At 55.5% G+C, this 23550-nt stretch carries 21 protein-coding genes and 1 pseudogene; 12 read left to right on the top strand and 10 right to left on the bottom strand.

Features of this window, described 5'->3' with window-relative positions; translation table 11 throughout:
- Positions 1 to 32 precede the first annotated feature (32 nt).
- The 5 genes from PAT3040_RS04575 to PAT3040_RS04555 all read left to right on the top strand — a co-directional run bounded on the left by PAT3040_RS04575 (position 33) and on the right by PAT3040_RS04555 (position 5888).
- Positions 33 to 1007, top strand: a complete 975-nt coding sequence (locus tag PAT3040_RS04575; protein ID WP_108991701.1) for a GNAT family N-acetyltransferase — start codon at positions 33 to 35, stop codon at positions 1005 to 1007.
- Positions 1004 to 1711 (top strand): PIG-L deacetylase family protein, encoded by a 708-nt coding sequence (locus tag PAT3040_RS04570; RefSeq protein WP_087572756.1) that lies wholly within the window; start codon positions 1004 to 1006, stop codon positions 1709 to 1711. Before PAT3040_RS04575 ends, PAT3040_RS04570 begins: the two co-directional genes overlap by 4 nt.
- Before the next feature lie 217 nt (positions 1712 to 1928).
- The gene (locus tag PAT3040_RS04565; protein WP_108991700.1) at positions 1929 to 3074 is read left to right on the top strand and encodes an exo-beta-N-acetylmuramidase NamZ family protein; all 1146 of its coding nucleotides are present in this window, start codon (positions 1929 to 1931) and stop codon (positions 3072 to 3074) included.
- 659 nt (positions 3075 to 3733) lie between these two features.
- On the top strand, positions 3734 to 4672 hold the full coding sequence (locus tag PAT3040_RS04560) for an N-acetylglucosamine kinase (protein ID WP_108991699.1): 939 nt from the start codon (positions 3734 to 3736) through the stop codon (positions 4670 to 4672).
- 28 nt (positions 4673 to 4700) lie between these two features.
- Positions 4701 to 5888, top strand: a complete 1188-nt coding sequence (locus tag PAT3040_RS04555) for an anhydro-N-acetylmuramic acid kinase (RefSeq protein ID WP_258234829.1) — start codon at positions 4701 to 4703, stop codon at positions 5886 to 5888.
- 394 nt (positions 5889 to 6282) lie between these two features.
- On the opposite strand, the gene PAT3040_RS04545 is transcribed toward PAT3040_RS04555, so the two are convergent.
- The 4 genes from PAT3040_RS04545 to PAT3040_RS04530 all read right to left on the bottom strand — a co-directional run bounded on the left by PAT3040_RS04545 (position 6283) and on the right by PAT3040_RS04530 (position 9038).
- Positions 6283 to 6687: a hypothetical protein gene (locus PAT3040_RS04545; protein WP_181376435.1), complete on the bottom strand. Its 405-nt coding sequence runs from the start codon at positions 6685 to 6687 to the stop codon at positions 6283 to 6285.
- Positions 6688 to 6747: 60 nt separating this feature from the next.
- A complete protein-coding gene (locus PAT3040_RS04540) occupies positions 6748 to 7197 on the bottom strand; it encodes a hypothetical protein (RefSeq protein WP_108991696.1) in 450 nt (149 codons plus the stop codon).
- 100 nt (positions 7198 to 7297) lie between these two features.
- On the bottom strand, positions 7298 to 8152 hold the full coding sequence (locus PAT3040_RS04535; protein ID WP_108991695.1) for a lipase family protein: 855 nt from the start codon (positions 8150 to 8152) through the stop codon (positions 7298 to 7300).
- Positions 8153 to 8459: 307 nt separating this feature from the next.
- The gene (locus PAT3040_RS04530) at positions 8460 to 9038 is read right to left on the bottom strand and encodes a beta-class carbonic anhydrase (protein WP_087572175.1); all 579 of its coding nucleotides are present in this window, start codon (positions 9036 to 9038) and stop codon (positions 8460 to 8462) included.
- Positions 9039 to 9311: 273 nt separating this feature from the next.
- On the opposite strand from PAT3040_RS04530, the gene PAT3040_RS04525 reads away from it, so the two are divergent.
- The 4 genes and pseudogenes from PAT3040_RS04525 to PAT3040_RS04510 all read left to right on the top strand — a co-directional run.
- Complete coding sequence (locus PAT3040_RS04525) at positions 9312 to 9740, top strand: SRPBCC family protein (protein ID WP_108991707.1); 429 nt, start codon at positions 9312 to 9314, stop codon at positions 9738 to 9740.
- A gap of 5 nt (positions 9741 to 9745) precedes the next feature.
- Complete coding sequence (locus PAT3040_RS04520; protein ID WP_108991694.1) at positions 9746 to 10135, top strand: ArsR/SmtB family transcription factor; 390 nt, start codon at positions 9746 to 9748, stop codon at positions 10133 to 10135.
- A gap of 343 nt (positions 10136 to 10478) precedes the next feature.
- Entirely contained in the window at positions 10479 to 10817 is a 339-nt protein-coding gene (locus tag PAT3040_RS04515; RefSeq protein WP_108991693.1) for a VOC family protein, read from the top strand.
- Between the two features lie 97 nt (positions 10818 to 10914).
- Positions 10915 to 11088, top strand: a pseudogene (locus PAT3040_RS04510) (small acid-soluble spore protein H); the annotation flags it as partial.
- Between the two features lie 307 nt (positions 11089 to 11395).
- On the opposite strand, the gene PAT3040_RS04505 reads toward PAT3040_RS04510, so the two are convergent.
- From PAT3040_RS04505 to PAT3040_RS04480, 6 genes are all read right to left on the bottom strand, one after another.
- Positions 11396 to 12289, bottom strand: coding sequence for a 1,4-dihydroxy-6-naphtoate synthase (locus PAT3040_RS04505; protein WP_108991691.1), 894 nt, complete (start codon positions 12287 to 12289; stop codon positions 11396 to 11398).
- A 901-nt stretch (positions 12290 to 13190) separates the two neighbouring features.
- Entirely contained in the window at positions 13191 to 14030 is an 840-nt protein-coding gene (locus PAT3040_RS04500; RefSeq protein WP_181376434.1) for a futalosine hydrolase, read from the bottom strand.
- A 20-nt stretch (positions 14031 to 14050) separates the two neighbouring features.
- Positions 14051 to 16360, bottom strand: coding sequence for an ATP-binding protein (locus tag PAT3040_RS04495; RefSeq protein WP_108991690.1), 2310 nt, complete (start codon positions 16358 to 16360; stop codon positions 14051 to 14053).
- Positions 16361 to 16423: 63 nt separating this feature from the next.
- A complete protein-coding gene (locus PAT3040_RS04490; protein WP_087572181.1) occupies positions 16424 to 16924 on the bottom strand; it encodes a hypothetical protein in 501 nt (166 codons plus the stop codon).
- A 30-nt stretch (positions 16925 to 16954) separates the two neighbouring features.
- A complete protein-coding gene (locus PAT3040_RS04485) occupies positions 16955 to 17458 on the bottom strand; it encodes a hypothetical protein (RefSeq protein ID WP_087572182.1) in 504 nt (167 codons plus the stop codon).
- Between the two features lie 86 nt (positions 17459 to 17544).
- On the bottom strand, positions 17545 to 19689 hold the full coding sequence (locus tag PAT3040_RS04480) for a multicopper oxidase family protein (RefSeq protein ID WP_108991689.1): 2145 nt from the start codon (positions 19687 to 19689) through the stop codon (positions 17545 to 17547).
- Positions 19690 to 20208: 519 nt separating this feature from the next.
- Between PAT3040_RS04480 and PAT3040_RS04475 the strand changes: the two genes are divergently transcribed.
- From PAT3040_RS04475 to PAT3040_RS04465, 3 genes are all read left to right on the top strand, one after another.
- A complete protein-coding gene (locus PAT3040_RS04475; RefSeq protein WP_087572184.1) occupies positions 20209 to 20460 on the top strand; it encodes a hypothetical protein in 252 nt (83 codons plus the stop codon).
- 842 nt (positions 20461 to 21302) lie between these two features.
- Positions 21303 to 21836, top strand: coding sequence for a YceI family protein (locus tag PAT3040_RS04470; RefSeq protein ID WP_108991688.1), 534 nt, complete (start codon positions 21303 to 21305; stop codon positions 21834 to 21836).
- 482 nt (positions 21837 to 22318) lie between these two features.
- Positions 22319 to 23550, top strand: a 1232-nt coding sequence (locus PAT3040_RS04465; RefSeq protein WP_146200359.1) for a GTP-binding protein, incomplete at its 3' end; no start/stop codon positions are given.

Raw genomic sequence — 23550 nt, 5'->3', positions numbered from 1 at the left:
CAGTTATTGGCTATTGGCGGAGGTGACTTACGATGCTTCAAACATGGAATGACCGATATACAGCCGAGGTTATTGCGTTATGGAATCTTGTGGCCGCGAGAGATGGCTATAAGGAGATGACAGCGGAGTCATTCGCGGCAATCCTGACGGAGAACCCGTATTTCGATCCGTTGTGCACGTTCGTATGGCTGGAGGGGGACCGCGTCGTCGGCTTTGCCTGCGGTTGCTCCGGCAACGATCTGCCGCTAGGCGATGTTGCGGGTTATATTACCTGCGTCCTGCTTGCGAACGAATACGCGGACGAGAGCAAGGCGGAAGCGCTTGTTCGCGCGATGGAAGCGCGATTTGCGGAGCTGGGGAAAAAACATGCGGATACGCTGTTTTTTAATCCCATGCAGCTGCCATGGTACGTTCCGGGTACGCCGGGGCACGAGCATAACAATGCTCCGGGCGTGCCTGCCGGCAGCTTGCTGCACGAGACGTTGAAGCGGCTCGGTTATATCGAACGCGCCGTTCAGTGCGCGATGTATTTGCCGCTTAGCGGCGGCTTCGAGGTGCCGGAGAGCATCCTTGCGAAGGAAGAGACGGCGGCTAAGGCCGGTTATCGCGTCGAGATGCTGGATGCGACAAAGCATACTGGCGTTGAAGAGATGTTGGAAGTACTAGGAAATCCGCTTTGGCGTGCGGAGATTGGCAAGAGTCTCGCGGACGGGACGCCGGTCGTTATCGCAGCTCAGCATGGCCGCGCCGTCGGATTTGCGGGGCCGGTCGTAAGACAGGAGAACGGCCGGGGTTATTTTGCAGGTATCGGAGTGCATCCGGAGCATGAAGGGCACGGCCTCGGCTCGAGCCTCTTCTTCCGGCTGTGCGAAGCTTTCCAGGAAATTGGCACGGATTACATGTCCCTGTATACAGGCAGCAACAACCCGGCTCTGCGCATCTACGAGCGGGCGGGATTCAGGACGGCGAAAACCTTCGCCACGATGAGAGGGGAGCTTGGACGATGAGCGATAGACAACCGATTACGATATTGGGTATTGGCGCACATGTAGGCGACGTGGAGCTGGTGGCAGGGGGCGTGCTGGCCAGCCACTATCTGAAGGGCGACAAGATCGCGACGCTGGCGCTGACCGCCGGGGAGCGAGGCGTGCCTGCGGGGCAGGACGTAAACGAATACCGGGAGCAAAAAATTCGCGAGGCGCATACCTTCGCCGGTATGCTGGGCGGCGAGGCGCGCGTGTTCGAGATTCCCGACGGCGAAATTCCGGACGATCAGGAGATCCGGCTGCGCGTGTGCGACGTCATTCGCGAGGTAAAGCCGAATATTATTATTACTCATCATTGCAACAGCATGCACAAGGATCATGCCACGACGCATCGTATCGTAAACGATGCGAGGTTTTTCGCCGGCTTGGGCGCGATGGAACGCGAGCTTCCGCCACATTTTGCGGCTAAGCTGTATTATGGGGAGAATTGGGAGGATGCGGTCGGTTATGTTCCTTACGTGTATGTAGACTTCGACCAGAAGGCGTTCGATTTGTGGATCGAGGCACTGTCGACGCATTGGTTCGTGACGGGCAGCAAATCGTTTAACTATATGGACTACTACAAGTCGCTGGCCCGCGTCCGCGGTTTGGAGGCGCGCAAGGAATACGCCGAGACGTTCATGATCCCGCCGGAGACGATGCGTCTGCGCCAGTCGGAGCTGTAGGGCGCGGCATAAAGTGATTGGAGCATGGCCAACGGCAGATGAGAGCCGTAGGGCGGCTTAGAGAGTCACGGGATGTCTCGAGGCACGGCTGAAGGCAGAAGGAGAGCCGTAGGACGGCTTAGAGAGTCATGGGATGCTTGAGGTGCGGCCAGAGGCCGACGGATTTCACCGTGAGCAGCCGGTGCGTGGTTCACGGAGAGGGAGGAGTATAAAAGAGATGGGAACGATACGCCTTGGCGTTGATCGTGTGGACGAGTACGCCGACTGGTTCCGCGGGAAGCGGCTGGGACTTATTACGTCGCCTACCGGGCTTGGGGCGGACTTCCGCTCCACGATCGATACGTTGCATGAGAAGTTTCATTTGGCAGCCTTGTTCTCTCCGGAGCACGGGGTGAGAGGCGATCTGGCCGCAGGGGCGCTTGTCGACACGTACGTGGATGAAGCTACGGGCGTTCCCGTATACAGCTTGTACCGCAAGGATTCCAAACGATTGACGCCGGAGATGCTGGACGCCGTCGATATGGTCGTCTATGATATCCAGGATGTAGGCACCCGATATTATACGTTTATTTATACGATGCTTTATGCGCTAGAGGATTGCGCGGCGGCGGGCAAACCGTTTGTCGTGTTGGATCGGCCGAATCCGCTGAATGGTGTGACGGTCGAGGGAAATGTACTTAAGGAAGGGTTCACATCGTTCGTCGGTAATTATCCGCTCGCGATGAGGTATGGGTTAACCGCAGGGGAAGTCGCGGTCATGGCGAATGCGGAGCAGGGACTCGGCGCGGAGCTCTATGTCGTTCCTTGCGAAGGCTGGGATCGGAGGGAACGCTTCACGGGTGCCAGGGGAGCCTGGATTCCGCCGTCGATGGGCATTCCGCGTTTCGAGACGGCCTTGCTGTATCCGGGCACCTGTCTGTTCGAGGGTACCAATCTGTCGGAAGGGCGCGGCACGACGGCTCCGTTCGAAATCATCGGGGCGCCGTTTGTGGACGCCGACAAGCTTGCGGCGGAGATGAACGCGAAGCGCCTGCCGGGTGCCTACTTCCGGCCGACGTACTTTAAGCCGACGTTCTCCAAGCATGAAGGGGAGCTGTGCCGGGGCGTGTACGTCCATGTACTGGACGAGGCTGCGCTGCGGCCGGTAGAGCTTGGCTTGACGCTGCTGTTTACGATCAAGGAGATGTTTCCGGCATTCTCTTTCCTGCCGCCGGTGCGGGAAAACGGCAGGCCGTTTATCGATCTGCTGTGCGGCGAATCGGGCGTGCGGGAGAGTGGGGGCGATTTGACCGGACTGCTGGGAAGGTTCTCCGAGGAAAGCCTGGCGTTTGCCGAGCGGAAGAAGGCCTTTCATTTGTATTAGCCGCTGCAGTTGCTTCCTTGTTCTTATCGGGAGTCGGGAGTTGCGCGATAGACCGGGACTGGGAGTGGGACTAGGGGGCTTGAAGAGGCCAATCGCATATCGCATCGGAAAATAGAGGGAAAAGCTCCCTCTGATCTGGATAAATCGAGCTAGGGGCTCGGCATAGAGGGAAAAGCTCCCTTTAATCGGGGTGATTCTATCCCTATACAGCGATTTGGTCTGGATTAGAGGTAGGATTTCCCTTTAAATCGCAAGCGAGGGCGGAGACGGGGACATTAGAGGGCGATTTTCCTCTTGCTGCAAAACGGTAAGGTTTGCGCTGGTGGGTGGGGGCGGAAATGTAACGGACATTCTCGACCCTTAGCCGCCTGTTTTTTTGTTAGCCGCGATTGTAACGGACATACGCGACTCTTAGAAGCTTAAAAGGGGAGAAATGCCCCTGATTTGAAGCTGTAAGAGTCGCTGATGTCCGTTAAAATCTCAATTTGTTCGATTTCTCCCCTAAGGGTTGCTGGTGTCCGTTACAATTTCGGCAGCCGGGCGTGGCTATGGTACGGGGGAAACAAGATCGCCGCCGGCATGGCCATCTTACGGGACAAACAAGATCGCCGCAAGGCGTTTTTCTCATAATTAGATTGGAAAAGCGGAGGTTGACGAGCATGCGTTATGTGGCGGGACTGGATGGCGGCGGTACCAAGACGGCCGTAACGGTTGCGGAGGAGAGCGGACGTGTTGTGCACAGGTTCACGGCGGGCCCGCTGAACTTGAACGGTCAGGACGAAGCCAGCGTGAAGGCGACTTTGCATGAGATTGCTGCGAATGTTGGATATGTCTGCGAGGGTGGCCTCGGAGACTGTGTCGCGATGGCTGTAGGAGCAGCCGGCATCAGCAACCCTACCGTAAGCGGGCGATTGACGGAAGGCTTAAGAGAGGGGGGCTTCGCAGGCAGACTGGTGCTGGTGGGCGACCATGAGACGGCGCTGTGGGGCGCCCACGAAGGACCCCACGGGATGATTCTGATCGCGGGAACCGGCTCCATCGGGTACGGCCGCAACGCGGACGGAACCGTACATCGCGCCGGCGGCTTCGGCCATCTGATCGACGACGAAGGCAGCGGCTACAGTATCGGCCGCGATCTGCTATCCGCCGTCGTAAGAGCCTCGGATGGCCGCGAAGCTCCGACCGTCGTGACGGAGCTGGTCTACGCGCGGCTTGGCCTGTCGACGGTGCAGGAGCTCGTCGGCTTCGTCTACGCCAAGGAGCGCAACAAAGCCGACATCGCCGCGCTCGCTCCGCTGTTGTCCGCCGCCTGCGAGGCGGGCGACGCCTCCGCTCTGCGCATCGCGGAGCGGAACGCGCTTGCGCTCGTCGACACGGCGTCTGCCGTCGCGGAAGCGCTTGGCCTCGCCGAGAGCGGCGAGCTTGCGCTGCTCGGCAGCGTGCTGCTGCAGAGCAGCCAGGTGCGCGCGGCGTTCGAGGCGGGCATGGCGGCGCGACACCCGCGTCTGCGATGTATCGATGCGCGGCGCGACGCGGCGCATGGCGCCATGCTGCTCGCGCTTTCGGAGCTGCGAGGCGTGTCTGCTGTGCGCGAGTAACAAAGTGTGCGGAAGGAGTGGATTGGGTTTGTTTCAGTGGAAGCAAGAGAAGTCGTACGTCTACGCAGTGGGATTGATGTCCGGCACGTCGCTGGATGGCGTGGATGCCGCTGTCGTCCGGATTGACGGCTGCGGCTTGGAGTCGAAGGTCGAGCTGGTGCATTACTATAGCCGTCCTTATGACGATGCGCTAAGGGGGCGCCTAAAGGAGCTATGCGATCCTGTGTCATCGGATGTGGCGAAGATCGCCGGCATGAACGTTTACATCGCCGAACGGTTCGCCGAGGCGGCGATCGAAGCCGTGCGAGAAGCAGGACTTCGGATGAGCGATATCGCTTTTATCAGCTCGCATGGTCAGACGATCTGGCATATGCCGGAGACGTCGCCGACCGATCCGTACCTGACTCGTTCGACGCTGCAGATCGGCGATCTGTCCGTCATCGCCAAGCGGACGGGATGCCTGACGGTCGGGGATTACCGTCCGGCCGATATGGCCGTTGGCGGACAAGGAGCTCCGCTAGTGCCCTATGGCGACCTGATCCTGTTCCGCCATCCGTCCAAGGGGAGACTGCTCCAGAACATCGGCGGCATCGGCAACTGCACGGCTATTCCGGCAGGCGCAGGCGTAGAAGACTTGTTTGCGTTCGACACCGGACCTGGCAACATGATTATGGATCAGGTGGTCTTTACGTTGACCGACGGTCAAATGAGCTATGACTCCGAGGGCGCCTGGGCTGCTCAGGGCCAGCCTGATGTGGAGCTGCTTGAGTGGATGCTGTCGAATCCTTACTTTGCCCTGCAGCCACCCAAGTCGACAGGACGCGAGTTGTTCGGAGCCAGCTATACGGCCGAGTTCATCGAGATGGCAAAGGCACGCGAGCTGGAGGCGGCTGACATAGTTGCGACCGCGACGGCTTTTACGGCGCGATCCATCGCGAATGCATGCCGCGACTTTGTCATGCCTCGCTGCCGTCTGGACGAAGTCATCGTAAGCGGCGGTGGAGCCCATAATCGCACTTTGCTGAGACAGCTTGCGGAGCTGCTACCAGAGCAGGCGATTCTGACCTCCGGCGAGCTGGGCTTAGCCGACGATGCGAAGGAAGCCGTTATTTTCGCCCTGCTCGGTAACGACTTCCTGCGAGGGATCAGCAACAATGTGACGGCAGCCACGGGAGCCTCCCGACCGACAGTCATGGGCAAGTTGGCTTTGCCATAACGGAGCAAGACTAGGGAAGCGTGACAAGAAGATTCCCCTTGTCTTGTCGTCGCACGGAGAGAGGAGAGCGGATGAAATAAGCCGCTGCAACTAAGCTTTCCTTCTCCCTGCGGCCATCAGTCGGGAAGCAAAGCGCCAGCGTTGCCTTCGGGCGGATCGGCCATCTCTGTCGTCAGCTTCGTTATTCCCCTGCCATCAAGATCGACGCGCTAAGCGTCCACATTATAAGAGCGAAGAAAATACCGGAAGAGAAAACGTACCTGTCAATAGACGCGTCTTTTTTTATCGCGCGAAGCAGTCCGGCAAAGCTAACGATAAAACAAAATGCATAAATTGGCATAAACAACGTACCTGAAAAACCGATAAATGCCTCCAATTCCATCATCGCTCCCTCTTATGAAAATACAACCGCAAACCCCACGACGGCAAGCGCCGGCATCGCCACCATCACAATGATCGCCAGTCTGCGCCAAGACTTCCTCTCCGCTATACGGAGCAGCATGTCCACCCCAAAGTACAGCAGCGCCGTAACGGCAAAACTCGCGATAACCCACCATTCGAGCTTGTCCAACTGCATAAGCCAACCGAACAAGGCGCCAAAAAACGTATGGCCAATTGCCGACAGCCCTATTCTTGCAGCGCGCTGAGGTACCCATTTGTCCGTTGCAAACTCAAGCGCAAGCGACACGATTGTACCGTACAACAATACGACAGGGTACGCGACGAACGATACGACTCCAAGCGTGGAGATGAACTGGCCGGGGGTTCCATTGTTAATTGCTGTTGCAAAAAACAGCACGCACGCGCTCCCTGCCGCAAACGAGCTGATCAACTTTCGGAGAAGCATATACACGCGACATCACCTCGCCTTTTGTTTGGAGTTCGCACCTCGCATCGCCGCTATGATTGCAAGGACTACGACCGCAGCCGCTCCCATCCACACATAAACCGAAGTCCATGATGTCGCCCCCGCATAGCGGCCATCATAAACAGCGGCAATGTAGTCGCCCTCCGGCGTCTGAACGGCAATGGTGTCTCTCGTATCCTCGCCGATTATGGCATAGTAAGCCGTGCCCTTAGGCATCGTATTGGAGAAATTGCCTCGATACGTATCCTCGCGGTCAGAGTAATGAGTTACTTTGCCGATCTTTTTGCCAATCCGATCCTCCGTGACCTTTGCATCCGTTACCGTATAACTGCCTCCGTCATACACGACGAATCTCGAATTCCAATCAGCGAATACGTTGGAAGACGAGCCGCAGCATACCAGCACGAAAGCCAACAAGAATACCGTAGTCCATTTCTTCATTAGCATCGTCTCCCGTTTCCGTTTTATCCAATCCGTTCAAAAGATTAGACGCATGTAACAAGGGATAAGTTGTTCCCAATTCTACACGGATACCCATCGTCTACTGAGGATTCAAGCTGCGATACATCTTCGCCAGCGATTGGCAGATTCTCTCCTGAATAACTTTCGAACGAAAATATCCGCCATGGGAGCCAAGCGGCGTCCAGGCCATGAGCCCTGGATTGCAAACCTCGACGTCTTCGACGACGGCATTATCGTATTCCGGGCTTAACGGCTTGAGCGGATAGGCAATCATATCGTCCTTATCATAAAAGTTGACCCATTCGCCTACGTGCTTCAACCTGAACTTGGTGGCAGGGACCGAGACGGGCTTGCCAAAATCGTCGTAGCGAAGCGTCCACAACGCCAGCGGGCTGCCCATCGTAAAGAGATGGGAGAGGGTCTCGCCTTTGACGAGCGGAGAATTGCCATGCGCAATGATGGATTGAATGCGGGGAGGCAGCTTGCGGTTCTGCAAATCGTAGAGATAATTGCTGGCTACGACTGTTCCCAGACTGTGGCCGATGAGACAGAGGGGAGCTGAAGCCCCCGCCCGTTCGGCAAGACATTGGAGCTTGCGAGCGACGCGTTCGTGGATGTCGGTATAAATATATTCATGGGGAAGCGGATTATCGGCTTGGGGAATAGGCTGGTAGGCGATCGCATCCCCGGCGAAGCTGACCATGAAGCCTCGGGCATCGATCCAATCGTCCCAGCGCAGCTTATAAGGCGCAAGCTTGCAGAGGAGCTTCTCCTCCAGTCTTTCCGTAATATCTCCCCAGTAGATACCTTCCGTCACAAGCTCGATATCGGGGCAGATCAGAGATAGACGCTTGTTCATCGCGGCAGCCAGCTCCTCGTGGAAATCCGGCTTCGGCCTGCCTATGCCGTGTATGAACCCAACCGCGATTCTCATCCCCATTCCCCCTCGTCATAAGCAGAACCGTTATCGTTCAACATATGCGGGGGATAGGCGAATGCTCCCGTTCTGAATTGTCCTAAGGTGAGAAAACCTCTATCGAGGCCTTTCGAAGATGAGCGACCTTCAGCTTTGCAAAGCAAAGCCGCTTCGGAAGCATGAGGTTGAGGTAGATATTATCGCCAACAGGAGTGATCAACTTTTAGCAAAAAAAAAAGCCCGCCAAATGGCGAACCGGTTAAAAAGGACGGGCAACTGTCAACGCTCGCCTGTCGTTATGCAGATGTGAGAAAAGTCGGCGGGTTTACAATTGAGGAGTTTCTTCCCTGTAATCTTCCACGATGACTTCCAGCTCGCCCGTCTCGGGATGGATCACAAATCCGTGAACAGGAATGGCTTTCGGGAACAGCGGGTGATTGCGGATCATACGCACGCTGTGCATGACGCCTTCCTCCGCGCTGCTGAAGCCCCTGAGGAAACGTTCCATGCGGATGCCGGCATTTTCCAGCGTCTGTACGGCCAGCGGATCGATGCCATGCTCGCTGAACTTGGCAATCATGCCTTTAGCATCCAGATTAGTCATACCACAGCCGTGATGGCCGATCACGAGCACTTCTCGTGCGCCAAGCTCATAGACGGCTACCAGAATGCTGCGCATGGCGCTTCCGAACGGCTGCGTCAAAATGGCGCCGGCGTTCTTGATGAATTTGGCGTCGCCGTTGCGAAGGTTCAACGCTTTGGGCAGCAGCTCGAAAAGACGTGTATCCATACAGGTGAGAATGGCAATTTTTTTCTCCGGGAACTTATCGGTTAAGTAGGCCTCGTATTGTTTCTCCTCGACGAATTGCTTATTAAACTCCATAAGCTGAGGTACGATAGACATGGAGCATCTCCTCGATTCTGTAGATATTTAGGCATGATGTTTAAATAGGCTGTCTTTTATTATTCATATCGTAAGCGCATACGTCAATCGCCAATTGTAAACGGCTTGAGATGAATGAGCGAATTTGCCCGTACTTGCGGGGTTTGGAAATTTCTGTTCATAGGGCATGCTTGACATGAAACCTTTGGGTGTCATATAATTCGAATGTGAAACCTTAAGGTTTCCTATTGAGCGAAATGATTAAGCATTACAATGCGAGAGGCAGGAATGTTCATGGACAATAATGGATCTTCAACGAAGCTGGAAGACGTCGTTCAGCAGGTTTTTATTGCGGCGCCGCCAGACAAGGTGTGGGAAGCTGTAGCGACCTCGGAGGGGATTGCGGCTTGGTTTATGCCGAATGATTTCCAGGCGGAGCTGGGACATGTCTTCCATCTGGAGGCGGGTCCTTTCGGGAAATCGCGCTGCGAGGTGATCGAGCTGGATCCTCCTAATCGGCTCGCGTTTTCGTGGGACAAGGACTGGACGGTGACGTTCCAGCTGGAGGAGACGGCAGGCGGCACGAACTTCACGCTGACGCATGGAGGCTGGGACGAGAATACGGCAACATCCTTCGGCGAGAAACATGCTGTCGTCCGTGAACGTATGGCTGGCGGCTGGGTCGGCATCGTTAAGAAGCTGGCCGAGTACGCAGGACAATAAAGCACATGGGGGCGCCGCAGCCTAAGGCTGATATATTCCAGGCCATTGCCGATCCTACCAGGCGGGAGCTGTTGCATCTGCTGAGCGCGGAAGAAATGCCCGTAGGAGCGATAAGCGGCCACTTCCCTATTAGCAGGACGGCCGTGTCGAAACATCTGAAGGTGCTGTCCGATGCCGGACTGGTGAAAGACCGGAAGGTGGGCCGCGAGACGCGTTATCGGCTTAACGCGGAGCCGTTGTCGGAGCTAAAGCGATGGCTGTCTTACTTCGACCGTTACTGGGAGAACAAGTTGTCCGTGCTGAAGCATTACGTGGAATCGGGAGAAGAGAGCATTGCCACAGGACCGAAACCAGTCCCGGTTAGTGACCCCGACACAAGCGAATCAGGTCTTTAGCAGCCGGGCATAAAGCTTTTCAGCCTTTGCAGGGCACAAATATACCGTGCATTCGAGGGGGATTCCCCGAGGATGCGCGGTTTTTTTATGTCAAAAACGCCCGATGAGCTGCAAAACGGGCAGGTGTGCCGGCGGGTGGGGCGGGCGGAAATGTAACGGACATTACTGCGTTGATTACAGCAAAGCTCCTTCATGGTAGAGAGCGGGATCGGTCGTGAAGAACCTTAGACGTAAGTGACGGGTTTCTGTTGCTCCTCCAATAAGTTGCGATGAAAAGCTTCCCTCTTGCATCAATGTGATAGGCTAATCATGAAAAGGGTGCGAATAGAAGGGAGAGTGGCTTATGAAACTGAATCATGTTAACCTCACAGTTACCGACGTCGCGGCCGCAAGGGATTTTCTGCAGAAGTACTTTGGATTAAAAGACGGGGGAGGGCGCGGGAATTCATTTGCGGCTTTATTCGATGACGACGGGTTGGTGCTCACGTTGATGAGAGGGACGCAAGTCAGCTATCCTGGCACATTCCATATTGGATTCATACAGGAGAACGAGGAGAAAGTGAACGAGATCAATCAACGATTGAAAAGCGACGGCTTCGACGTCGAGCCTCCCCAAAGATCGCATGGCTGGACGTTCTATGTAGAAGCTCCAGGAGGATTTACTGTAGAGGTTCTTGCGTGACAAGAATGCCGGATGGCAAGAGGGCTGGTTGTCGACGTATAGAAATTTCCTCCGAAGCAAACAATCTAATGATTAGCAGCAGAGGAGGGAATATCAGGTGAATATTCAACGAGCCCAGGAAATCGCGGATTCTCCCATAATGGAACATGTGGAGTACAACGGCGTTCGCATTTACATCCAACATGTGGATGAGCAGAACGAGACGGCCAGAATCTATCCGCTCGATCAGCCGAATCAAGAAATGGAAGTTCCCGTACGAACTCTCAGCGAACCTGATTCTCAAGTGGCCATGGAGATCGAGGAAATCGCGTGCAGGGTTCAGAGCGAGGGTTAATCGGCATTTTCGATATCCGCTGGCACAGAAAGGACCGTCAGGCGGTTTGAGCCTGACGGTCTTTGTGCAATTATAGGAAGTATAAGATTTTCGATATACTTCCTTTACATTTCTCGGAATGCAACTTGCTGATCTGCCAAAGGACGGCGACAGCCATTTCACCTCAGGTAGTACAGGGAAGCCAGTTCCTTCTCATAGACAAGCGAAGTCAAGAGATGCTGGCAGCCGTTAGGTCACGAATAGGCTATCTTCTTAGCAAACCGAGATCGAATTCCGGCACAAGGCCTTGCTTCGCGGCCCTTCCCAGCAGCGACTCGATAGCGGCAAAACCTGCCTCGCCGAGATCGCGGCTGAATTCGTTGACATAAAGCTCGATATGCGATTGCGCAACCTGGGGGGAGAGCTCCTGCGCATGGGCCATTACATAGTCGCGCGAAGCGTCCGGGCGGCTCCAGGCGTAATCGAGCGAGGCACGAATCCAATCGCCGATTGCATCGGCATCCAGATCGCAGCGGGCGATGATGGCGCCGAGCGGGATGGGAAGCCCTGTGTCGTACTCCCACCAGCTGCCGAGATCGACCAGCATGGATAGGCCGTAGTCGCCATAGGTAAAGCGGGCTTCGTGAATCACTAGCCCGGCATCGACGCGACCTTCGCGAACGGCGGGCATAATCTCGTGGAAGGGCATGACGACGATCTCTCCTACGCCACCGGGCACTTGCTGATCGGCCCATAACCGAAACAGCATATAGGCGGTGGAACGATTGCTCGGCACGGCGACTGTTTTTCCGGCGAGGCTGTCCCCGCGGAAGGCGACCGCGTATAGCGGACTTGTGTCAGTGGCTGTTTGGTCGCCTTCGGCGGAGCCCGCAATCGGCTCTCTCGTCAGAACAAGCGGACCGCAGCCTCGTCCCAAGGCACCGCCGCACGGGATCAGCCGATAATGCTCAAGCACCCACGGGAGGGCGGCGTAGGAGATTTTCATCACCTCGGGCCCTTCGCGCCGCGCGGCCAGGTGATTGGTAATGTCGATATCGGCATAAGTAACGTTGAGTTCCGGCGCACCGGGTACGAGGCCATGCGCCCACGCATGAAAGATAAAGGTGTCGTTCGGACAAGGAGAATATGCGATATTCATGTTGTTTTGCAAGCTCCTCTCAAGCTGGAAATATGGCCCCTGCGCGCTAGGCGCCGGGGCTTCTTGCTCTATTGGATGGAAGACGATGACGGTCACTCATCTCGTCGTTTCGCGATAATGAAGCAACACACTAGACTGCGGAACATAGGCTGCAGTGGCAGCTCGTAATCTGGCGAGATGCCTACCAGGCATCAGCGACCAGTAGGTGCGACTTAACCAATCAGTATCGGAGTCATCGCTCAGTGTGTGCGATTCAGCCAATCTCACGGACATCAATACTCGGAGTGTGCGATTCAGCCATTCTCTAACGGACATCATCGCTCAGTGTGTGCGATTCATCCAATCTCACGGACATCAACACCCAGTTGGTGCAATTCTGCCAACCTCTAACGGACATCAATGCCCAGTGTGTGCGATTCATCCAATCTAATGGACATGTGTGCTCAGTGTGTGCGATTCAGCCAATCTAACGGACATCATCGCTCAGTGTGTGCGATTCAGCTAATCTAATGGACATCATCGCTCAGTGTGTGCGATTCATCCAATCTAACGGACATCAGTGCTCAGTGAGTGCGATTCAGCCAATCTAACGGACATCAGCGACTCTATATTGGCGATTCGTACAATTATAGAAACGTAACGGACATGAGCGACGTTATTGGGCCCCACAATGTCGAAACGTGATGGGAAACGTGCCAATAAGGTCGCCTATGTCCGTTAGAATTCGAAATCGGCCTATATTTGACGATTAGCGTCTCTCATGTCCGTTAGCGTTTGCGCCAGCCGCAGGGCGGTTGGTTGCCTGCCTCAGGCGGTCGTTAGCACCAGCCGCCAGCCGCAGGGCGGTTGGTTCCTTGCCTCAGGAGGCAAGTACAACCCTCGCCAATGCCGTCGGGCTCGATTACACCCCTGGACCGCCGCTTTCCGCCGCAGCTTTATCCAGTCTGCGCCATGCAGATGCAATGGCGCCAAAAGCATGCTCCAACGAGCGGAGAGCATCGCCGATCCGCCAAGCCTCCCGGTCGCGCGGACCGACGGCGTTGGAGATGGCGCGGAGCTCTGCGCATGCGACGCCGAAGCTCTCTGCGGCGACCGCGACGCCGTAGCCTTCCATACCTTCGGCGGCAGCGCCCGGTACGAGCCTCCCGCGCAACTGAGCCGTCTCGGCCCGGCCCGTCGCCAGAGAGACGGACAGTATCGGGGCCAGCGCCGCTTCCAGCCCGGCGGCCTGGAGCGCCGCTGCAATTCTGGCGCTCCATTCGGCGGAGACGAGCCCGCGGGACGTGCCGAAACCAAGTTCGTCGAGCGTGAGCTGGCCTTCCGCCGTCTCTGCGCCGAGATCCGCTGCGACGATGGCATCGGCGACGACTAGCGACCCGATGGCGGCAACGCCTGGGAAACCGCCGCCGATGCCTGTGCTGATGACGAGGTCGTAATTGCCGCGCGCGAGTGCCTTAGCCGTGCCGGCTGCGGCGTAGGCAGGTCCGACGCCAGCGGCGATGACCTCAAAGCGAACGGCTGTGCTGCTGTCTATTTCGTCCTTAACAGAGGCCTGTCTTTCGTGTCTCTCATCAGTTGCTATAATATCTCCATCTCTTGGCGAGGCTCCGCAACTTGATGAGAGACCGCGCAGCACGGCATCGCGTTCGGCGTCGACGGCGGTTACGATAAGCACGTTAAGCGCTCGCCATACGCTCGCTTGAGACGAAGCTGTATTCAATGTTAGGTGATAGGAATCCATCTATCTCATTCCTCCTGCTCTTACGCGTCTTCGGGCGACGCTGTCGCATCGGTATTCAGAGGCGGGGCTGCGGGCAGCCGCACCTCGACGCAAGTTCCTGCTCCAAGCGTGCTGCAGAAGGAGAGGCTGCCCTTGTGATTGTCGATGATTTGCTGGCATACCATAAGGCCCAGTCCGTAGCCCTGGCTCTTGCTCGTAAAGAACGGCTCGCACAGTCGCGGCAAATCCTCTTCGGAGATGCCGTAGCCTTGGTCGATGACTTGAATGACGACCTCATCCTTTTCTGCAGGGGCAACACGAATATCGAGCTTGCCGCCGCCGCCCGGCATCGCCTCGATGCCGTTCTTGATGAGGTTGATCATGACTTGTTTGATCTGGCTGCCCACAACGAAAACATCCGGTATATTCTCCTCAGCCTCATAAGATAGCATAATCCCGTTTAACCGCGCCTCCGATTCCATAATCATCACGATGTCTCTGATGATGGGAACAATCTCGACCCGTGCATATTGGTTGGCTTGCGGCTTGGCGAGCACCAGGAATTCGCTGACGATCATATTGATGTCGTCTAGCTCGGACAACATGAGGTCCAGATGCGTTTCCGACAAGGTGCCGGTCTGCTTGTGCAATTGCACAAATCCGCGCAGCGTAGTGAGCGGGTTGCGAACCTCGTGGGCAACGCCGGCCGCGAGTTGTCCGATGATGGACAGCTTCTCGGAGCGCCTCAGCATTTCTTCCGCTTGCTTGCGTGACGTAATATTACGAGAGATCGTGGCGATGGCGACGATCTGCTCCTCCTCGTCGCGGATGGCAGATACCGTCATGCTGACATCGATCCGCTCCCCTGACTTGGTAAGGTGGACGGTCTCGTAATCCGTTACGGAATCGCCGTACAGCACCTTGTTCATGATGGCGAGCTTTTCGCTTGCATATTCATCGGGAAGATTAGGGGTTGGATGACCAAGCACTTCGTCCATCTTCCAACCGTACATCCGCTCGAAGGCATTGTTGACCTGAATAATGTTGTAGTCCAAGTCGACGACATGAATGGCGTCCGACGTATTATTGACGAACGACTCCAGATATTGCTTCGTGCTCTGCAGCTCGTTTGCCGTGTCCTTGAGCTGGGTCGTATATTTCAGCAGGTTGGTGCCCATGGAATTGACCCTCGCGGCCAGCAGGCCGATCTCGTCCTTGTTGCGGATCGAGATGGGGTCGCTGAAGTTGCCTATCGACATTGCGTTTACCTTGGACATAATTTCATGCAGAGAACGCAGCATATATCCTGCGATGACATAACTCGCTCCCATCGCCAGAAGCACGAGACCGAGAGAGATGAGCGAGTGGACAAGCAACTGTTGGCGCAAGGGCTTCATGAGCTCCTCTTCGTCGAATGCGACCCCAATGACATAAGGAGCACCCGTTACCACAGGGATGAAGCTTCGGATCACCTTTTTGCCGTTAGCCTCGAACTTGTCGAAGACCATCTCGTTCTTTTTGAGCGCGGTCTGAATGTGCACGGCGTCTTCGTCCGGATGGCTGTAGGTATAGTCGCCGAACATAATGTCCCTGACATCCAGATTGTAGACAGGAATATCCTTTTTCATTTTAATAATTTTTTTCTTTCCGAAAAAGTCGGGGTTGAATCCCGTAATCTCAAGCAAGCTATTCTGGAACGTAACCAGCTGTTTCACCAGAGAATTTGTACCGTCGACGAGATTGAACTTTGTTGTCTGCTGCGCGTTGACGATTGTATTAATCATGTAATTGGTGGAGCCGTCGTAATAATACCCCCACTTGTTGATCTCGTTAGGATTGGACACGGCGTAGTTGATCGGTCCGGAGTAGAAGTGCTCCATCGCCAGTCCTTCCTTTACGGTAACGGGCTTTAAGTCCATTAATTGATGGAATGCGGTATTCCAGTAATCCCATGAGCTTGAATTGAGATTCAATTCTTCCTTATTGGAGGATCGAACGGATACGATCTCATCGTCGATTCGTTGCCATAACGTAATGTCATGCAGTCCGAGCTCTTTGCTCAGGTTGATTAAGTCGTCATTGCTAATATTGCGGATATCGGGATCCAGACGCCCCTTTGCGGCTAGAGCCGCGAACCGAAGCTGCTCGGCCAGCTCGATGTCGATCTGGACGCGAACATTCTCAAAAGAATCGACCGATACGACGAGCTGCTCTGCGATGCTGCGCATCTGGCTCTCCAGTGCGACCTCTTGCGCCAGCTTCGACGTGTAATAAGAAAACCCGATATTCAGGATCAAAATGATCGCCACGATACCGGAGATCGATAAGGATAACTTGGCTTTTATGGACACGGAGGTTCCCCCTGCTATCTAAGTTGTAACTAGTACAATTAGACAATAACAGGGCAAAATCCTTTAACCCCGTCGAAACTCCTCTTCTGCCAAATATTCCAAAGCTTCCTTATAGGATTCGAAGGCCATGTCGATGGCGTCCCCCGCGTACAGGTACCACATCTCCTCATCAAAGAGAAGCGTGTAGGCTTCGCCGCCAGGGCTCAGCCACCGTTCGGTGACCGGGAGGGGCTTTCTGTTCGCGGCAGCGCGTTCCGAACCGGAGGATTCGGCGTCGGCAGGCCCGTCCCCCGATAGCGAAGCGATGGAGCGCGCGACCAGTCTCCGGAGCTCTTCCTCGGAGTAGTCGCGTATATTCACCAAACCCTTGGAATCCACGTGCACATCGCCGAGAAGACCTGCGTAGACGAAGCCGTTGCCATTGGGATGAAGGTGGTAGACGACGGTTTTTTTGTCATGGACGCTCTCTTCGAAGTGGAAGTTGACCCGCCCAAGCGAAACGTCCTTCCGCTGAAGCTCAGGAAAGGACGCGATAATATCAATTTTCTGTTGGAACGTTAGCATAACGACAGATGGCCTCCTTGGTTGGCTGCCCTAGTCGGCTTTCCTCCGCAGCGTCAGCAGCGCGGCACCGCCCAGAATGAGCAGAATCGCGAAGTAAGGCTGGCCTTTCAACATCTCGCCCATCAAGGCGCCGAAGGAGAAGACCGCGAAGAAGAGCAGGGACAGCACAGTTAGAATGTTGATCGGAATCAGCAGCCACTTGTTGCGGTTGCCGAACCAGTAAAACTCGAACAAGCCGACAGCAGGCGCGAGGATGAAGCCCGGCCACATATACTCCCAGTTGCCGAATAACATGGCGATCTGACAAACGATGCCCGCTGTGATGAGCACGCCGCCCGGGATCAGTACGCCGATGCCCTTGCGCCCCAGCACGCTGAAATACAGCCAGTGAAAGAACAGGCCAACCGGCATAACGAAAAGCGATGGCCAGAAGTAGGCAAAGATTTTGCCGGGACCAAACGACTCCCCTTGATTCAAGAGCAGGACGACACCTAGCAGGAGCGCGAGCGCGCCTCCGATTGTTTTGATATTCATGATTAAACACTCCGTTCTATTAGTATATACAACTGTAACCCTTATTCCAATCTTCAATGCGCTTGAAATCTTGTACTTGCTGGAGATTATTCGGGATGATTGAGCACCTCCCTGCCGATCTCGAAGGGGGAGGAGACTCCGTCGTACATCAGGTGCATCGTCATGCCTGCCGCCGCATGTACAAGATTGTGGCAATGATCCATCCAGAGTCCGGGATTGTCTGCGAGAAATGCGACTTCGTACACCTCGCCGGGCAGGACATCCAGCGTATCCGACCACCAGGGACTGCCGGTCGTGACTTCGCCGTTCCGGCTTAGGACAAGCATATGATGACCATGCAGATGCATGGGGTGATCGACGGCGCTTCGGTTGATGATCGTAGTTTTCACCACTTCCCCTTCCTTCACGACGAACATCGGCGTGCGGGGGAATACATTCCCATTAATTGTATCATATAAGCCGGGAACGCCGTTATAAAAAGCTAATCCGTTATCGAGCAGCATGGTGAATTCTCTGTCGAAGACGCTGTCCGGACCGAACGGCGTGTCGGCAGGCTCGCCATAATGCGAAGGATCGAAGAGGCCGCCGCTGCCGTCGATGTCCGGCACTTCGTAATCCTTTCCGCCATCAGGAGCCAAAAGCACGCCCAGCTTCTTGCTGCCGTTTACGCTTACATAGACGGGATTGTCCGGCATGATGAATGCGAGGTCGTATCGCGCTCCCGTCGTTAAGTAAAGCGCGGTGCCGCGAAGCTCGCCGGGTTTGTTCAATTCGACGCCGTCGATAGCCGTTACCCGGAAGGAGGTTCCCGTCACATGATGCGCCTTGCGCGTCCAGTTGTCCGTATTCAGGAGCCTGATCTTTACGGGCGTGCCGGGCGCTACTATCTTGCGCTGCAACGTATCGTTGTCTCCGATGGCGAGACCCCCTCCTTCCCAGACATGGGTCGCAACCGTAATGTCTTCGCCCGGCTCATCCTCTGTTGATGGAGGTTCTACGATCAACATGCCGAACAGTCCCTTCTCGACGGCTTCCTTGGAATGCTGGTGGGAGTGATACCAGAACGTGCCGACTTGCTCCGCGCGGAAACGGTACGTGTGGGATTCGCCTGGCATGACCGCGTCCTGCGTGGCGCCGGCGACGCCGTCTTCGGCGTTCGGCACGTCGAGACCGTGCCAGTGGATCGTGACGCCGTCTGCGATATCCTCGTTCACGAGCCGCACTTCGATTAATTCGCCAAGCTTCATTCGGAGCTCGGGACCGGGAATGACGCCGTTGTAGGTCCAAGCCTGCACGGCTTTGCCGGATGACAGCTTCACCTCCGCCTGCTTCGCGACCAGATCGAAGACGCGATCTGCTTCGCCGTCCCTTGGACCGGCGAGATCTGCAACCGAGATTGAAGGGCTTCCTGACGCTTCTTGGCCGGCTTCGGTCCCAGGAAGATGGCTGGCGTGCAGCAGGCCGCCCAAGGCGGAGTGACTATGATGCTTGGAGGCAGTCTCCGAGAGACCCCAATCCGGCGTACCCGTCATCATCGGCATACGGTCGGGAAGGCGGCTTTTGTCGGCCGCGATGAGGACCGGCAAGCTGATGATTACGGCTGCCGCGATGGCGGAGCCGCTAATGCGGAATCTTCTTCGCCAAGGGCGGTAGACGGTAGCTTCCGGGGAAGCGGCGGCTACCTGATTCCGGTTGGATTGATGCATCCAGAGCAGCCCGCCGAGGAAGACAAGAATCGTAATCGGCATCAATACTTTGAACCAGACGAACGGAAGGGGAGGAGCCAGGAAGAAGTAGAAGGCGCCTGCCGCCGCCAGAGCCGTCAGCTTGAACGGCATGACGAGCCCGGTCTCGGTGGCGTGCCGCCTTCTCGCGACATCCAGCTCTTGGTCCGAGCCTGCCTGCGTGCGCTGTGCGAGCTTGCGGATCCGAGGCAGCGCCGAAAGCGGAATGGAGATGGCTGTCAGCAGCAGCAGCGGCGTTCTCAGCAGGAGCCGATCCAGCCAGAAGGCGGGGTGATACGCTGCGGCCAGCGCGACGTCCGCCGCCGAGGATAGAAGCGCAAGCAGGAGCAGGCTCCAGCTCCAGAATATCAACTTGCGCGTTTTGCGATTAAGCTCTTGTTCATTTTTGCTGAATATCAGCTTGGATGACTTGTTTGCGGCAATCAAGCTCATAATTAACAGGATCGCGAGCGCTCCTTGCCCCGTATTGACGATTAAGCTGTACATCTAATAAACCCCCCGGTTATTCGAGAAATGATGCGTGCCTGTCGTGCACTTCCGATGCGAGCGCCGGCTTCATTTGGGATATGAAGGAGGCTTCTCGTCATAAAACTTGCTGTACCGTCAAAGGACGGCGGCAGCCGTTTCAACTTGGAATATAGGAAAGCATATCAATACGCCGTACTATCTCTATATTCCTCGGAACGAAACGTGCCCCGCCGCCAAAGGACGGGTTAGCCGTTTCGCCTTGACTGTATTAATCGTATCCTTCGACGTTCCTCATCGGAACGGGCGAGAGGCTTAAGCTAACCTAGACCTCGGTCGGGGGGAGAAGCGGGAGGGAATAGCGTCGTAATCGAACATGGAGTGCTACGTCCAGCTTGCTGTCGAATCCTCGTAGAACTTCGAGAAGACAAGTGGTCGAATCCGGGCGAAAACTTCCTATGATCCGACAATTTACACCTCTTGTCTCTCAGCGTGAAAGCGCTACAATTAAGATAAGAAATAGGACAGGAGGTGATAGACATGAGCCAAGATCAAGACGTGGTTCAAGAAAATGACGAAATCGTGGAGCTGATCGAAGGAGAGGCTGCTGCAGAGGAATCTGCTGCTGAAGCTATCGAGGTCGAGGCGGTGCTCGCGGAAGAAGCGGAGGAAGAAGAAGCCGAAGCGGAGGCCGAAGCCGTTACGGAAGCCGAGCTGGAGGAAGAGCTTGAAGAAGCTGCCGCTGCTTCGGACGAAGAGGCGGAGGAAGCTCCGGCAGAGGAAGAGGAATAAGGCGTCAAGGACGCAGGCAGCTAGGCTCGCGCTTGGGCTGGCCGCATCCGTGGAATGAAACCCGTACTTCGTATCAGAAGTTTATACCTATACATGCGTTGCAATCGTATCTTGCCGTATTCTGGCGGACAAGCCACGGTTCGACGCCGCGGGCTCTCGCGCGTGACAAGGCAACGTCCTTGCGCGCAGTGAGCAAGCCTGCAACCGCAAGCCGCTCTGGCGCTGATTGTATTCAGCCGCCGGGGCGGCTTTTTCGAACGATAAGTCATTGAGGTACGGGAGTCCGGAATGCATATAGCGACAAACCAATTTATAATGGCGGATGGCTGCTCCAATGGAGGGTTATTGAGTAGCGATAATATTTGTACAAATATACACAAATATAGCTGGGTATGTGCTGCATATCGATTTAATTGTACGAAAATACATAAATTTAGGTTCGCAAAGGCTCGAATCGCCGATGTGAGTCAAGGATTTGTGTACATTTGTACAATTTGCCGGTTGAGGGAAGCAAAGGCTAGTAGATTTGAGTAAAAATGTACAATTGTTACGGAACTCAGAGGGCCAAGCTATACAACACACAGCATCGTTCTAATCATGGGAAACGGGTAGCTGTTATGCTGCGCCGAATCCTGGAAGTTATTTAGCTTTATTAGCTTTAAGAGAAAAACGAAAAAAAGCTGTTGACATTGAGATATCTTTAGTTTAAGATAAATGACATGAACGAAACATAAGTAAGTTAATTATTAAAGGTTAGTAATCGGCAAGAAGCAACAAGAGACGACACTTCTGCGACAAGCAGAGCGCTATAAAACTAAAACATTATATGGAGGTTGTTCACAATGGAAAAAACAGTTTGGGCAGTAGACGCATCCCACAGTGTGGTAGAGTTCTCCGTTCGGCACATGATGATCGCGAAGGTAAGAGGTCTGTTCCACGCTTTCGAAGCGAACATTGATGCAGACGTTAACGATCTGACGACAGCGGACATCTCGTTCAAGATCGATCTGAGCAGCGTAGACACTCGTAATGGCGACCGTGACGCGCATCTGAAATCCGCCGACTTCTTCGACGTTGAGAAGCACCCCACGCTCGACTTCAAAGCGACATCGATCACGAAATCCGGCAAAGGCGAATACGAAGTGACCGGCGATGTAACGCTGCACGGCGTAACGCGCTCCGAGACGTTCGAAGTATCGTTCGAGGGCTCCGGCAAGGACCCATGGGGCAACACTAAAGCGGGCTTTAGCGCGAAAGGCGCTATTAACCGCAGCGACTACGGATTGACTTACAATGCGGCTCTGGAGACAGGCGGCGTTTTGATCGGCGACGAAGTGAAAATCTCCATCGAGATCGAAGCTTTGCAACAAGCGTAATTGAGGCAACGAAACGGGAAACGGTTTGCTGGAGCATGCTCCGGCAGACCGTTTTTTTGTTTTGTAGAGAGCAAGCGGGTGGCGATTGTGTATGAAAAAGCGAGTACAATGGGGCGCAGACGGACGTGGGCGAGCAAATGTGTATGAAAACGCAAGTACAACGGGGCGCAGACGGACATGGGCGAGTAAATGTGTATGAAAAAGCGAGTACAATGGGGCGCAGACGGACGGGGACGAGCGAATGTGTATAAAAAAGCGAGTACAATGGGGCGCTGACGGACGTGGGCGAGCAAATGTGTATGAAAACGCAAGTACAACGGGGCGCAGACGGACATGGGCGAGTAAATGTGTATGAAAAAGCGAGTACAATGGGGCGCGCAGGCTATGCGGCTTGTACTCTGGACGCAGCTCCGGTACTTTGGTAAGCTTCCTGTGTACAGGTTGCTTGAACGGATGGAGGGTCAGCACATAGAGTGCTGCACATGAACCAATTAACATGCCATGTCCCGCTTGAGGGGAAGCATGGACATGGCATGGTAGAGGAGTTTCTGCAGATGAAGACGAGCGAGACGGAGTCTCTCCGCAATATCGGCATTTTCGCGCATGTCGATGCAGGCAAGACGACAACGACGGAAGGTTTGCTGTATCTAAGCGGCCGCATCCGCCAGCTTGGAAGCGTGGACGAAGGAACGGCGCAGACCGACTCTATGGAAGTCGAGCGGACGAGAGGTATCTCGGTGCGTGCGGCCTCTGCCCGGTTCCAGCGGAACGGGACAACGATCAATTTGATCGACACGCCGGGGCACGTCGACTTCCTTTCGGAGGTCGAGCGCTCGCTGCGAGTAATCGACGGCGCGGTGCTGATTCTGTCGGCGGCGGAGGGTGTACAGGCACAGACGGAGGTGATCTGGCATGCGCTGCAAGAGAGGGGAATTCCGACCCTATTGTACGTCAATAAAATGGATCGCACGGGCGCCTCTGCCGAACGAACGCTCTCGGAGATCCGGCGCTTGCTGACACCGAATGCAGCGCCAGTGCAGGCGCCAGTCGGCTCCGAAGAGACGTTTGACGGAGTCGTGCCGATCGTATCGCTCGGATCCTTGGCAGCGGACGAGAGCCAGAGCGCCGAAGCAGCCAGTCAGCGCGCTGAAAACGCGCAAGCGAGTGCCTTTAGCGCACGTAAGTTCGCATCACGCAAGGACATCGATGGCGGACGGCAGGACGAGAAGCGGCATACGTCAAGCGACAGCGAGCTCGCGGAACTGTTCCGGCAGGCGCTCGCCGAAGCTGTCGCGGATGCCGACGAGGAACTTATGCTTCGTTACCTGGAGCAGGGCGATTTGACGGGGCAAGAGCTTGCGGAAGCCGTCCCTCGTCTGGCCAAGGAGGCGCGGCTCCATCCTGTGCTGTTCGGTGCATCCGCCAGAGGCTTGGGCATTGAACCGCTGATGGACGCGCTGATTGCACTTCTGCCGGCTCCCAAGGGCGATGCGAACGCTCCGTTGTCCGGCGTAGTATTCCGAGTGGAGCGGGATGCTGCCATGGGCAAGATTGCATACGTGAGATTATATGGAGGCGTCATTCGCAACCGGGATTCCGTCCTCAATCTAACGAGAGAGGTGGAGGAGAAGGTGACGCAGATCCGGCGCATCGACGGCGGCCGCCGGACGGAAGATGTCGGGGAGCTGCGAGCCGGGGACGTAGCGGCCGTGTA

It is taken from the genome of Paenibacillus agaridevorans (assembly GCF_003112455.1).
Taxonomy (GTDB): domain Bacteria; phylum Bacillota; class Bacilli; order Paenibacillales; family Paenibacillaceae; genus Pristimantibacillus; species Pristimantibacillus agaridevorans.
The sequence above is the reverse complement of the archived record's forward strand: the minus strand, read 5'-3'. Positions and strand labels throughout refer to the sequence as shown.